Consider the following 12,304-nt stretch of genomic DNA (forward strand, 5'->3'; position numbering starts at 1 on the left):
AAATAAGATTTAAAAGAGGTGTTTTTTTGAAAACAAGCATTATTAAATTAAGCGAAAAAGATATAGATAAGGATAAAAAAGAATTAAAAAAAATAACCGAAACTTTTAAAGAAGGGGGATTAGTTGTTTTTCCGACTGAAACAGTTTATGGATTAGGTGCAAACGGCTTAGATAAGGAAGCTGTGAAAAAAATTTATGAAGCTAAAGGTCGTCCTAATGACAACCCATCAATTCTTCATATTGCAAAAACTTCACAGTTAGATGAGTTAGTCAGTGAAATTCCAAAAATTGCAAAAAAATGTATAAATAATTTTTGGCCAGGACCGTTGACTATAATTTTTAAAAAGTCTGGTATTGTTCCTATGGAAGTTACGGGAGGACTTGATACTGTTGCTATAAGAATGCCGTCAAATAAAATTGCAGCAAAAATTTTAAAAAATGTAAATTTGCCAATAGCAGCGCCTTCTGCCAACATTTCTGGACGACCATCACCCACTAAAGCGAGCCATGTAATTGAAGATTTAATGGGCCGTGTGGATATAATTGTGGATGGGGGAAAATCTATTGTTGGAATTGAATCTACAGTTCTTGATGTAACAACAGATCCACCTATGATTTTAAGACCTGGAAAGGTAACATTGGAAGATTTACAAAAAATTGATAAGTCCATTGGAATAGATAATACAACTATTGATGCAAAGGATAAGTCAATACCAAAATCTCCGGGGCAAAAATACAAACACTATGCCCCAAAGGGAGTGGCAACTTGCTTTGTCGGTGAGATGGATGGAATTGTAAATGAGATAAATAAAAGAATAAAAAATTCAAAGGGTAAGGTTGCGGTTCTTGCTACCAGCCAAAATCTTGACAAGTATGTGGGAGCCGACCTTATCTTAAATTTAGGAGATAGAGATAATCTTGAAGAAGTAGCAAATTCTTTATTTGACCTTTTGAGAAAGTGCGATGAAGAAAAAGTTGATGTAATTTTCGCTGAAGGATTTGAATTAAAGGGTATGGGCCTAAGTATTATGAATAGACTTCTTAAAGCCTGTGCCGGTAGGGTTGTAATTGGACTTTAAGGAGGTAAAATGAAAATAGCATTAGGTAGCGACCATGCAGGATTTCATCTCAAAGAAGACATTAAAAAATATTTGCAAGAAAAACAAATAGAAACAATAGATTGTGGAAGTTTTTCTGATCAAAGATGTGATTATCCTGATTTTGGACATAAAGTCGCAAAGACAGTTCAAAATGGAAGTGTTGATTACGGAATAGTTATTTGCGGTTCAGGCATCGGAATTTCAATATCTGCCAATAAGGTAAAAGGAATAAGATGTGCCCTTTGCTCAGAACCATTGAGCGCAAAGCTTTCTAGAAATCATAATAATTGCAATATGCTTGCTATGGGAGCAAGATTAATAGGGCTTGATATGGCAAAAGAAATTGTAGATACTTTTGTTCAAAGCAAATTTGAAGGCGGTAGACATATAAGAAGAGTAGAAAAAATAGAGGAGGATTTATGAGTTTAAAAATAATGGATCATCCATTAATAAAGCATAAGATGACCATACTTAGAAAGAAAGAAACAAGTTCTATGGAATTTAGACAAATAACAACTGAAATTGCAACTCTAATGGGATATGAAGTCACAAGAGATTTAGAGTTGAGAGATATTGATATTGAAACACCTCTTGAAAAAACGGTTGGTCAAGAAATTTCTGGTAAAAAAATAAGTATAGTTCCAATATTAAGAGCAGGTATTGGAATGGTTGATGGACTTTTAACAATTGTACCTTCTGCAAGAGTTGGTCATATAGGAATGTATAGGGATCCAGAAACATTAAAACCAGTAACTTATTATTGCAAACTTCCAAAAGATATTGAAAACAGATTAGTAATTCTTCTTGATCCGATGCTTGCAACAGGAGGAACTTTAGTTGAAGCTATTGATGAATTGAAAGCAAAAGGAGCTACAAAGATAAAAAGTTTGAACTTACTTGCAGCACCTGAAGGCATAAAAGCAGTTCAGGAAAAACATCCAGATGTAGATATTTATGTTTGTGAAGTTGATAGATGTTTAAATGAACACGGATATATTTTGCCCGGTTTAGGAGATGCCGGAGATAGATTGTTTGGTACAAAATAATATGATAATTAAATATTATTTAAAGCCTTTTTTATTAGCCTTTGTTTTCACTTTACTTATAACACCAGTAGTTATATACCTTGCAAAAAAGTTTAATTTTCTAGATATACCAAAGGACAACAGAAGGATGCACAATAAACCTATGCCCATAGGTGGTGGCTTGGGAATGTATATAGTAATAAGTATCCTCAGTATTTATTTTTTAAAATTAGACAGGATGCTTGTTATGTTGCTTATAGGTTCAACTATTATTGTTGTTTCAGGACTTATTGATGATAAGAAAAGTTTGAGTCCAAAGATGAAACTTTTATTTCAGGTTCTTGCAGCGGTATGCTTGATAATAGGTGGGGTAAAAATAGAATTTTTTACAAATCCTTTTGAAGCTGAACAAATGCTAGAACTTATAAATTTACTTTCAATACCGATAACAATTTTTTGGGTATGTGGAATCACAAATACTATTAATTTGATAGATGGATTAGATGGTTTGGCAGCAGGTATATCAATGATATGTGCCATATCAATGTTTTTTATCACGAGAAGAATAAACCATATAGCAGTTACCTTTATTTGTGTTCTAGTTGCAGGTGCGTGTTTGGGATTTTTGCCTTACAATTTTAACCCAGCAAAAATATTTATGGGGGATACAGGAGCCTTATACTTAGGTTTTATGCTTTCTTTTATAACAATTCAAGGAGTAATGAAACAAGCAGCTATACTGATGATGTTTGTTCCTCTCTTAGCCCTAGGAGTGCCTGTTTTTGATACAGCCTTTGCTATGGTTAGAAGAAAATTGCATGGAAAATCAATAGTGGAAGCTGATAAAGGTCATCTTCATCATAGACTACTAGCAAAAGGATTAAATCAAAAACAAACAGTATTAATCTTATATAGCATTTCTATTATATTTGGAATTTTGGCTAATTTTATTGCTGATTTCAAATCTCAAGTAGGTTTAATCGTTTCAATTCTAATAATAGTTGCTATAATATTAATAGGAATATTTAGTGGAATGATTTCAAATAAGGAGGAATAAATGAAAGTTTTATTTGTATTTGGAACCAGACCTGAAGCAATAAAAATGGCTCCTGTTATAAAAGAAATTGAAAAACACAAAAACATTGAAAGTTTAATATGTGTAACTGGTCAACATAGACAGATGCTTGACCAAGTTTTAAAAATTTTTAATATTAAACCCGATTTTGACTTAAATATTTTTAAAAAAGGACAAAGTCTTACAGATATTACAACACAAAGTCTACGAGGACTTGAAAATATTTTAGATGAGCAAAAACCGGATATACTTTTAGTGCAAGGAGATACAACAACTGTATTTGCTGCGGCACTTGCAGCTTTTTATAAAAAAATAAAAATAGGCCATATAGAAGCAGGTCTAAGGTCAGGAAATATTTATTCACCATATCCTGAGGAAGCAAATAGGAAATTAGTATCAGTAATTTCAAACTTTAATTTTGCCCCAACACAAAACAATAAAAATAATCTCTTGAAGGAAGGATATGATGAAAAGAATATTTTTGTTACTGGAAATACAGTGATTGATGCTCTAAAATATACGGTAAAAGATAACTACAAATTTGAAAATGACTTGTTAAATAATATTGACTATAAAAATAAAGATGTAATATTACTCACATCACACAGACGTGAAAATTGGGGAAAACCCATGGAAGATATATTTTCAGCCTTTTCAGAAATAGTTAATGAAAGAGAAAATGTAGAAGTAATATTTCCTATGCATCTAAATCCTCTTATAAGAGAGATTGCTCACAGACATTTTGATGGTTTAGATAGAGTTCATTTAATTGAACCCCTATCATACCTACCTTTTTCAAACTTGATGAATAAGGTTAAATTTGTTGTAACTGATTCTGGAGGAGTTCAAGAAGAAGCCCCATCTTTGGGTAAACCTGTTTTAGTAATTAGAAATGAAACAGAAAGAAGAGAGGGTGTAGAAGCTGGAACTGCAAAGCTAATCGGTGTAAATAAAGAAAATGTATATAAAAATATCATAGAACTTCTAGACAATAAAAAAGTTTATGATAAAATGAGTAAGGCTGTAAATCCTTATGGAGATGGGAAAGCTTCTATACGAATTGTAGAAATTTTAGAAAAAAATATATAAATTTTTTTCAAAATGTAAAATTGGTGAAAAACGTCTATTATTAGACTTTTTTTAGGGTATAATATGAGTGAAATGTCTAAGGAGGTAAAACATGAAAGGGAAAACCATGGACCAAATTAAAATTGGAGACAGTGCCAGTTTTACGAAGACAATTACGGAAAGTGATGTATATACCTATGCTGGTATTACAGGAGATTTAAATCCAGCCCATATCAATGAGGTAGAAGCTGAAAAAGGAATCTTTAAAACAAGAGTAGCCCACGGTATGCTAACAGCAGGGCTTGTATCTGCGGTTTTAGGAATGCAACTTCCTGGACCTGGAACTATTTACCTTGGGCAAGAATTAAAATTCACCAAACCTGTTTATTTTGGTGACACCATAACTGCAAAAGTTGAGGCCACTGAAATCATTAAGGAAAAAATTTTAAAATTAAAAACAACATGCACAAATCAAAAAGGTGAAGTAGTTTTAGAAGGAGTGGCAAGTGTTATGCCACCACGTGCATGACAAGGAGGAAAAAATGGAAGATAGAATAGTTATAGCATCAGCAGCAAGAACTCCAGTAGGTGCTTTTGGTGGAGCATTTAAAACAGTAGGACCTGTAGAATTAGGTATCGTAGCTGTAAAAGAAGCAATGAAGAGAGCGAAAGTATCTCCAGAAATGATTGATGAAGCTTACATTGGAAATGTTTTGCAAGCAGGACAAGGACAAAACGTTGCAAGACAAATAGTTTTAGGTTCTGGAATTCCAAAAGAATGTCCAGCAGTAACAATAAATATAGTTTGTGGTTCAGGTCTAAGAGCAGTTTCACTTGCAGCCCAAGTAATAAAAGCTGGAGATGCAGAAATTGTTTTAGCTGGTGGTAGTGAAAGTATGTCAGCTTCAATGTATGGTATTCCAAGCTCTAGATGGGGAGCAAGAATGAATGACAAAACATTAGTTGACTTAATGATCAAAGATGGTCTTTGGGATGCATTTAATGATTACCACATGGGAATTACAGCAGAAAATGTTGCTGAAAAATATGGAATAACTAGAGAAATGCAAGATGAATTAGCTTGCAGATCTCAAAATAACGCTTCAAGAGCAAGAGCAGAAGGAAGATTTAAAGACGAAATCGTACCTGTTGAAGTTAAGGGACGTAAGGGAAAAGTTACAGTAGTTGAAGATGATGAATTTATTAGAGATGGAGTAACTGTAGAATCCTTAGCTAAATTAAAACCAGCTTTCAAAAAAGAAGGCGGTACAGTAACAGCAGGTAATGCTTCAGGTATAAACGATGGAGCAGCTATGTTAATAGTTATGAAAGAATCTAAGGCTAAAGAACTTGGAGTAACTCCACTTGCATACATTATTTCTTATGCAACTTGTGGTGTTGATCCTAAGGTTATGGGTACAGGACCTATTCCATCATCAACAAAAGCTCTTAAGTTAGCAGGACTTACAGCAGATGACTTAGACTTAATTGAAGCAAATGAAGCTTTTGCAGCACAAGCTTGTGCAGTAAATCAAGTTATGAAATTTGATATTTCTAAAGTTAATGTAAATGGTGGAGCTATAGCAATTGGTCACCCAATTGGAGCAAGTGGCGCAAGAATTTTGACAACTTTACTATACGAAATGCAAAAAAGAGATTCTAAGAAGGGTCTTGCAACTCTTTGTATAGGCGGAGGCATGGGAACTGCTTTAGTTGTCGGAAGGGACTAAAATGGATTATAAATATTTGAAGGTTGATTGTAAGGACAATGGAATAGTTGTCCTTACAATTTCTAGAGAGAAAACATTAAACTCTTTAAATACTGAAGTATTAAAAGAACTTAGCGATTTTTTTGACAATATATTTGAAGACGATGAAGTAAATGTAGTAATTTTAACAGGTGCAGGAAAATCTTTTGTAGCTGGTGCAGATATTGGTGAAATGGCTACACTTTCAGCTACTGAAGGCTATGATTTCGGTAAGCTTGGTATGGATACGCTTATGAAAATAGAAAAAGGCAAGAAACCTGTAATTGCTGCTGTAAATGGATATGCCCTTGGCGGTGGATGCGAAATTGCCTTAGCCTGTGATATAAGAATTGCATCAAAACGTGCTAAATTTGGACAACCTGAAGTAGGCTTAGGTATTATTCCAGGCTTCGGTGGTACTCAAAGGCTTATAAGAGCAATAGGACCAGGATATGCTAAAGAAATGATATTCACAGCAAAAATGATTGATGCTGAACAAGCAGAAAGATGGGGACTTGTAAATCACGTTTACGAAGCTGATGAGCTTTTAGATAAGGCTTTAGAAATGGCAGAATTAATAGCAAGCAAAGCACCAAAGGCAATTCAATATTCAAAATCAGCCATAGAAAGTGGTTCTCAAACAGATATTGAAACAGCAATGGAAATTGAAAGAACATCTTTTGGTCTTTTGTTCTCAACAGATGACCAAAGAGAGGGTATGAATGCCTTTTTAAATAAGAAAAAGGCTAATTTTATTGGTAAATAAGGAGAAAAAATGAAAATAGCTGTAATTGGTTCAGGCACCATGGGCGCAGGAATTGCACAATCAATGGCTGCCTATCACCAAGTTGTTGTAAGAGATATAAATCCAGATGCACTAAAAAATGCAATGGAAAAAATAAAAAAAGGATACGAAAAAAATGTATCAAAAGAAAGAATGACAAAAGAAGAAATGGAAAAAGCCATTTCAAATATAACTTTGTCACCAAATATTGAAGATATTAAGGATTGCGACTTAATTATAGAAGCAGCAACAGAAAATCCTAAGATAAAAAAATCAATATTTGCTGAATTAGATGAAGTTTGTCAAGAAAAAACAATCCTTGCTTCAAACACATCTTCATTATCAATAACAGATATTGGTCAAGCAACAAAAAGGCCTGAAAAAGTTATAGGAATGCACTTCTTCAATCCAGTTCCTCTAATGAAATTAGTAGAAGTAATTTCAGGACAAAAAACTGATGCAAAAGTTAAAGAAACAATAATTAACCTTGCAAAAGAAATAGGAAAGACTCCAGTTGAAGTTGAAGAAGCACCAGGATTTGTTGTAAATAGAATTCTTATACCAATGATAAATGAAGCTATTGGAATCTATGCAGAAGGAGTAGCTTCAAAAGAAGATATAGATACAGCAATGAAACTTGGAGCTAATCACCCAATGGGACCACTTGAACTTGGAGATTTAGTAGGACTAGATATAGTTCTTGCAATTATGGAAGTTCTTTATAGCGAATTTGCTGATCCAAAATACAGACCACATCCATTACTTAAAAAGATGGTTAGAGCAGGTCTATTGGGTAGAAAAACTAAAGAAGGTTTTTATAAATATTAATAAAAGACTAAACTCTTATATATAAAAAAAGAGATGCTAAGGAATAGAAAATCTGTTGTTAGCATCTTTTTTATTGAGATTTTATATAATATTTCTAAAATAAATAGAACTTATAAGAAATCATAAGTAATTTTTATTTAATCATCAAGTAAATTCAACTTTTGTATTATTATTTTTTCGAAAATATACAATACCAAATTACATTTTCTTGTTCGATTATTTTGTGGGAAGTGTGGGCTGGTATTTCTAAGAAATCTCCTTCTTTTAAGTCTATAATTTCATCATTAATTAATAATTTAGCTTTTCCTCTTGCAACAAGGACAAGTTCCAAATTTTCTTCTTTCATAAAATCTGTCTTTTGGTTTAAGGACACTATTCTTATAGCTTTTATGTTTTGATTTTCAAAAATAATTTCTTCTATTTCTTTATCTTCAGAAAAATGTACATTTTCAAATATATTAAATCTTCTCATCTAAATTAATTACCCTTTCTATTCCTAATTTTTTTATGTCATCGTAGTCGTGGCTGATGTAAATGAGTGTCTTCTTATCTAAAAATAATTTTATGCTATCAAGTATTACTTTTCTAGTTTCATCATCAATTTCTCTTACTGCTTCATCTAAAATTAGAAGTTGGCAAGGATAAATTAAGGCTCTTAAAAGTGCAAGCCTTCTTTTCATACCTCCTGATAAATTTTTGACCAGGGTATCTGCATTTCCATCTAATTTCATAAGAGATAAATATTCTTCGCATTTTTCTTTAGTCATGGGACAAATAATATTTAAATTTTCATATGCGGTAAAATCTTCTAAAAGCCTATTTTCTTGAAAGACTACAGATATTTTATCTGTTACAAAAACTTGCCCCTTATCAGCTTCTATATTTTTTAGTATTAAATTTATAAGTGTAGTTTTACCCACACCTGTTTTACCAATAATGGCTACTTTTTCGTTTTCTCCAATTTCCAACGAAAAGTTTTCAAATACTTTTTTATTCTTAAATGATTTATAAATATTTTTTAAAGATACTATCATAAGAACCTCCTTAAGATGAAAAGGATGATTTTTTCAAAAATTATGGCTATTATCATTGCCACAAAGGTATAAGAAAAAAGATTTGCTATATCTAAATAAACTTTTGATTCATAGAGCATTCTACCAATAGTCTTATCGGCTATTCCGATTACCTCGGCTGAAAGTCCAGCTTTAAAGGAGATGCCCATGGCAAGAGATGCACCTGAATAAAGATAGGATTTTAAGGAGTGAAGATATATATATTTAAGCTTATTTTTAGTTGATATGGAAAAAATTTTTGCCATTTCTAAAATCTTATAATCTATGGAAAGTAGACCTTCTAGAATATTTGTATAAAAAATCGCAAAACTCATAATTGCAGGTATAAATACAGATAAGTATTTAGAATTTAAAAACATCAACAGTAGCATTATAAATGAAACTACAGGTACAGATTTTATAAATTGGACTAGAGGATATATAAAATCTTTAAATGTCTTGAATTTATATGAGATAAAGCTAAGTATAACTCCTATAAAAAGTCCTAACAAAAATCCCATAAGAATTTTCCAACTTGTATTAAAAATAGCAAGGTAAAAAGTTTTATCTTGTAAATTCTCTAAGGTTTTTAAGAAAACTTTAAAAGGAGATACAATCAGTATCTCCTCATTAATTAATAGGGCAAAAATTTGCCAAATTACTATCCAAAATATTGCAACTGAAAATTTTTTAAGCTTCTTTGTAGTAGAAGTTTTCATCAGGCAGTTTACCTCCTACTGCTTTTGGATCTTGGTCAAAAAGTGTTTTTAAGTATGCGCTTAAAACTTTTTGCATTTCATCACCGCTTACAAAATGAATATTGCAAGAAGGAATTGCTTTTTGGGCAATTGGAGCTTTTACTATATCATATTTTTCAGATAATTTTGCGGCTTCTTCTGTATTTTTATTGACATATTCTACAGATTTTTTGTATTCTTCTAAGAAACTATTAACTGCATCTTTGTTTTCATCAATAAAATCACTTCTTCCAATCATTACGCCTGTTACAAGTTGAGAATCTCCAGGTAATTTATCCCAAATATCAGTTAAAGAAAGGTTGGTTTTTAAGCCTTGGACTTTAGTTTTTGCAACAGTTAAAAATGGTTCTGGAAGCATTACAATAGCATTTTCATCGGCTGCTAAAGCACCGACTACTTCTGTATGTTCAGATTTAAAATCAATTGTAAGGTCTTTGTCGGGGTCAATACCTGATTGTTTTAATACATATCTTAAAGCATATTCCGGTGTTGCACCTTTACCTGAAGTTATAATTGTTTTTCCTTTTAAGTCATCTAGTGATTTTATATCTTGCTTTGATGCAATATATAAAACACCAAGAGTATTAATATTTAAAACTTTAATTTTTCCTTGAGTTTTTTGGTATAAAACTGCTGCTAAGTTAGCAGGAACTGCTGCTAAGTCAAGTTCTCCCTTTACAATTTTTGTTACAACTTCATCGGGTGAGTTGAAAATTTCATAATTGTAATTATTTGATGCATTCTTATTATCGGAATCATCAAAAAGTTTTACTAAACCTAAAGATGTAGGTCCTTTCAAAGCTCCAAGTTTTATATCTACCTTTGAGCTTTCATCAGTAGATTTGTTTTCTTCTGTATCTTTTTTATTGTTTACAGCAGCAATTGCTGTGTTTTTGTTATTTTCCTTAGAATTTGCACTATTTGCTCCTTGACCACAGGCTGTAAGCATAAGTGTTGAAATTAGAAAAATAGTAAATAATGAATATAATTTCTTTTTCATAATACACTCCCTATTTTTAAAATATTTAACTCTAGTATAGCACAAAGTTTCAAAATTTTTTCAAAATTATGCTATACTAAAATGAAAAGAACAAGGGAGGCATAGATGCTTTATATTATAGTAGGTAATTCTGGAAGTGGGAAATCCACCTTAGCTAAAGATTTAAAAGACCGTGGGTACAATAGAATTATAACTTACACGACAAGACCAAAAAGACCTGGTGAAATCCATGGTGTTGATTATTTTTTTATTGACAGAGAAGAATTTCTAAAAAGATATAATAACGATGAATTTATTGGACCGACAAAGTATGCGGGAAATTTTTATGGAACATTAAAAAGCGACTTAGAAAAAGCGGAAAAATCAAAAAATCCAATGATAATAATAGTTGACCAAAATGGACTTGAGAAGATAAAAAAGTTAATACCAAAAGCTAAATGTATTTATCTTGATTTGGATGATAGTACTAGAGAAAAAAGATTAGAAATTAGAAACGAAAATGAAGAAACGATAAAAAAAAGAATGAAAGAAGTATTTGATTTTTCATCTATGTGTGATTATAAGATAAGTGCAGATAAAAGTGAAGATTATACATTAAATGAAGTATTAAAAATAATAAAAAATTCATGATATAAAAATGGTCGGAGTGAGAGGATTTGAACCTCCGGCTTCATGGTCCCGAACCATGCGCGCTACCAAGCTGCGCTACACCCCGATACGTTTTATATTTTACAATAAAAAACTTGTAATTGCAATTTTAAAATAAGGCAGATGTTAAGAGTAGGATCTTTTAAAGATATCCTATTTTTTTGTAAAAAAAAGATTGAATGGTAATGATTTTTATTATATAATTCTGTTAGGTTAGGCTAACTTAATAATTATGCCTAAATTTATTTTGGAGGTTATATGAAAAAATTATTATTACTTTTTGTCTTATTGATAGGTTTAACAGCTTGTGCACAATCAAAAGACAATACAAATAAAGCTAATACTAGCGATTCACAAAAAACTGAAGTTGCAGAATCTAAAAAGATGGTAACTACAACAACATCATTTTTATATGATATGACCAAAGTTTTGGCTGGAGATTATGTTGATGTTGACATGGTAATTCCAGCAGGAGAAGATCCACATCTTTATATTCCAAAAACTAAGGATGTTGAAAAAATTACAAATGCCGATTTAGTTTTGTTTCATGGTCTTCATTTTGAAGGAAAGATGGTTGATATCTTAGAAAAAAATGGCGTAGATTTATCGGCTAATTTTCCTAAGGATAAAATCGGACAAATGGATGAAGGTGGAAAAACTATTGTAGATCCGCATTTTTGGTTTGATATTTCTTTATATAAACTTGCCTGTGAAAATGCTGCAAAAGCCTTAGATGAACTTGTACCAGAACATAAAGAAGATATTGATAAAAATTTACAAAATTATTTGAAAAAACTTGATGATTTAGATGCTTATAATAAGAAAAGGCTTGGAGAAATCAAAGAAAGCTCAAGATATCTTATAACTCCCCATGATGCATTTAATTATTTTTCAAGAGCATACAATATAAAAGTTGTTGCACCACAAGGTGTTTCTACTGATTCAGAAGTTGCAAATAAGGATATTGAAAGCACTGCTAATTTTATTGTTGAACATAAAGTACCGGCAATATTTGCAGAATCAACAACTGACCCTGCAAGGATGGAAAAGTTAAAAGAAATGTGTAAGTCTAAAGGATTTGATGTGAAAGTTGTATCTGGAGATGGAAATGAATTATTTTCCGATTCTTTAGCTCCATCTGGTCAAGATGGTGATAATTATATAGATATGTATAAACATAATGTTGATTTGATTGTAGATAATTTAAAATAGGTGAAA

The 12,304-nt window shown here is 31.6% G+C and carries 15 protein-coding genes and 1 tRNA gene; 11 read left to right on the top strand and 5 right to left on the bottom strand.

All coding sequences use genetic code 11. From position 1 onward, the window contains the following. The first annotated feature begins 26 nt into the window (after positions 1-26). From F594_RS0104055 to F594_RS0104095, 9 genes are all read left to right on the top strand, one after another. Positions 27-1,079: an L-threonylcarbamoyladenylate synthase gene (locus F594_RS0104055; protein WP_019034634.1), complete on the top strand. Its 1,053-nt coding sequence runs from the start codon at positions 27-29 to the stop codon at positions 1,077-1,079. A gap of 9 nt (positions 1,080-1,088) precedes the next feature. Next, the gene (gene rpiB / locus F594_RS0104060; protein WP_009345328.1) at positions 1,089-1,523 is read left to right on the top strand and encodes a ribose 5-phosphate isomerase B; all 435 of its coding nucleotides are present in this window, start codon (positions 1,089-1,091) and stop codon (positions 1,521-1,523) included. Beyond that, positions 1,520-2,146, top strand: a complete 627-nt coding sequence (gene upp, locus F594_RS0104065) for a uracil phosphoribosyltransferase (RefSeq protein WP_004823752.1) — start codon at positions 1,520-1,522, stop codon at positions 2,144-2,146. The genes rpiB and upp overlap by 4 nt, the downstream gene beginning before the upstream one ends. Then, positions 2,133-3,182: a glycosyltransferase family 4 protein gene (locus F594_RS0104070; RefSeq protein ID WP_019034635.1), complete on the top strand. Its 1,050-nt coding sequence runs from the start codon at positions 2,133-2,135 to the stop codon at positions 3,180-3,182. Before upp ends, F594_RS0104070 begins: the two co-directional genes overlap by 14 nt. Then, complete coding sequence (wecB, locus tag F594_RS0104075) at positions 3,183-4,289, top strand: non-hydrolyzing UDP-N-acetylglucosamine 2-epimerase (protein ID WP_019034636.1); 1,107 nt, start codon at positions 3,183-3,185, stop codon at positions 4,287-4,289. A gap of 91 nt (positions 4,290-4,380) precedes the next feature. Continuing rightward, positions 4,381-4,797 (top strand): MaoC family dehydratase, encoded by a 417-nt coding sequence (locus F594_RS0104080; protein WP_019034637.1) that lies wholly within the window; start codon positions 4,381-4,383, stop codon positions 4,795-4,797. Positions 4,798-4,810: 13 nt separating this feature from the next. Beyond that, the gene (locus tag F594_RS0104085; protein ID WP_019034638.1) at positions 4,811-5,998 is read left to right on the top strand and encodes an acetyl-CoA C-acetyltransferase; all 1,188 of its coding nucleotides are present in this window, start codon (positions 4,811-4,813) and stop codon (positions 5,996-5,998) included. Position 5,999: 1 nt separating this feature from the next. Next, positions 6,000-6,782, top strand: coding sequence for an enoyl-CoA hydratase-related protein (locus F594_RS0104090; RefSeq protein ID WP_004823766.1), 783 nt, complete (start codon positions 6,000-6,002; stop codon positions 6,780-6,782). 9 nt (positions 6,783-6,791) lie between these two features. Beyond that, entirely contained in the window at positions 6,792-7,628 is an 837-nt protein-coding gene (locus F594_RS0104095; protein WP_004823755.1) for a 3-hydroxyacyl-CoA dehydrogenase family protein, read from the top strand. Between the two features lie 169 nt (positions 7,629-7,797). Here the strand turns inward: F594_RS0104095 and F594_RS0104100 are convergent, their stop codons facing one another. The 4 genes from F594_RS0104100 to F594_RS0104115 are packed head-to-tail and all read right to left on the bottom strand — an operon-like array spanning position 7,798 to position 10,438. Continuing rightward, a complete protein-coding gene (locus tag F594_RS0104100) occupies positions 7,798-8,100 on the bottom strand; it encodes a cupin domain-containing protein (protein WP_019034639.1) in 303 nt (100 codons plus the stop codon). Continuing rightward, positions 8,087-8,662 (bottom strand): ATP-binding cassette domain-containing protein, encoded by a 576-nt coding sequence (locus F594_RS0104105; protein ID WP_019034640.1) that lies wholly within the window; start codon positions 8,660-8,662, stop codon positions 8,087-8,089. The genes F594_RS0104100 and F594_RS0104105 overlap by 14 nt, the downstream gene beginning before the upstream one ends. After that, the gene (locus F594_RS0104110) at positions 8,659-9,399 is read right to left on the bottom strand and encodes an ABC transporter permease (RefSeq protein ID WP_019034641.1); all 741 of its coding nucleotides are present in this window, start codon (positions 9,397-9,399) and stop codon (positions 8,659-8,661) included. Before F594_RS0104110 ends, F594_RS0104105 begins: the two co-directional genes overlap by 4 nt. After that, a complete protein-coding gene (locus tag F594_RS0104115) occupies positions 9,371-10,438 on the bottom strand; it encodes an ABC transporter substrate-binding protein (RefSeq protein WP_019034642.1) in 1,068 nt (355 codons plus the stop codon). Before F594_RS0104115 ends, F594_RS0104110 begins: the two co-directional genes overlap by 29 nt. Before the next feature lie 105 nt (positions 10,439-10,543). Here F594_RS0104115 and F594_RS0104120 point away from each other — a divergent pair, with 105 nt between their 5' ends. Continuing rightward, positions 10,544-11,068 carry a guanylate kinase gene (locus F594_RS0104120; RefSeq protein ID WP_019034643.1) on the top strand — a complete coding sequence of 175 codons (525 nt, stop codon included), beginning with the start codon at positions 10,544-10,546 and terminating at the stop codon, positions 11,066-11,068. An 8-nt stretch (positions 11,069-11,076) separates the two neighbouring features. Here the strand turns inward: F594_RS0104120 and F594_RS0104125 are convergent. After that, a tRNA-Pro gene (locus F594_RS0104125) sits at positions 11,077-11,153 on the bottom strand. A gap of 191 nt (positions 11,154-11,344) precedes the next feature. Between F594_RS0104125 and F594_RS0104130 the strand changes: the two genes are divergently transcribed. Next, on the top strand, positions 11,345-12,298 hold the full coding sequence (locus F594_RS0104130) for a metal ABC transporter solute-binding protein, Zn/Mn family (RefSeq protein WP_019034644.1): 954 nt from the start codon (positions 11,345-11,347) through the stop codon (positions 12,296-12,298). Positions 12,299-12,304 lie beyond the last annotated feature (6 nt).

Source organism: Peptoniphilus lacrimalis DSM 7455, from assembly GCF_000378725.1.
GTDB lineage: Bacteria > Bacillota > Clostridia > Tissierellales > Peptoniphilaceae > Peptoniphilus_A > Peptoniphilus_A lacrimalis.

Coding starts and splice junctions, on each gene's coding strand:
- F594_RS0104120 (WP_019034643.1), top strand. CDS start 10,544: ATGCTTTATATTATAGTAGGTAATTCTGGAAGTGGGAAATCCACCTTA.
- upp (WP_004823752.1), top strand. CDS start 1,520: ATGAGTTTAAAAATAATGGATCATCCATTAATAAAGCATAAGATGACC.
- F594_RS0104085 (WP_019034638.1), top strand. CDS start 4,811: ATGGAAGATAGAATAGTTATAGCATCAGCAGCAAGAACTCCAGTAGGT.
- F594_RS0104090 (WP_004823766.1), top strand. CDS start 6,000: ATGGATTATAAATATTTGAAGGTTGATTGTAAGGACAATGGAATAGTT.
- F594_RS0104105 (WP_019034640.1), bottom strand. CDS start 8,662: ATGATAGTATCTTTAAAAAATATTTATAAATCATTTAAGAATAAAAAA.
- F594_RS0104130 (WP_019034644.1), top strand. CDS start 11,345: ATGAAAAAATTATTATTACTTTTTGTCTTATTGATAGGTTTAACAGCT.
- F594_RS0104095 (WP_004823755.1), top strand. CDS start 6,792: ATGAAAATAGCTGTAATTGGTTCAGGCACCATGGGCGCAGGAATTGCA.
- wecB (WP_019034636.1), top strand. CDS start 3,183: ATGAAAGTTTTATTTGTATTTGGAACCAGACCTGAAGCAATAAAAATG.
- F594_RS0104110 (WP_019034641.1), bottom strand. CDS start 9,399: ATGAAAACTTCTACTACAAAGAAGCTTAAAAAATTTTCAGTTGCAATA.
- rpiB (WP_009345328.1), top strand. CDS start 1,089: ATGAAAATAGCATTAGGTAGCGACCATGCAGGATTTCATCTCAAAGAA.
- F594_RS0104100 (WP_019034639.1), bottom strand. CDS start 8,100: ATGAGAAGATTTAATATATTTGAAAATGTACATTTTTCTGAAGATAAA.
- F594_RS0104080 (WP_019034637.1), top strand. CDS start 4,381: ATGAAAGGGAAAACCATGGACCAAATTAAAATTGGAGACAGTGCCAGT.
- F594_RS0104115 (WP_019034642.1), bottom strand. CDS start 10,438: ATGAAAAAGAAATTATATTCATTATTTACTATTTTTCTAATTTCAACA.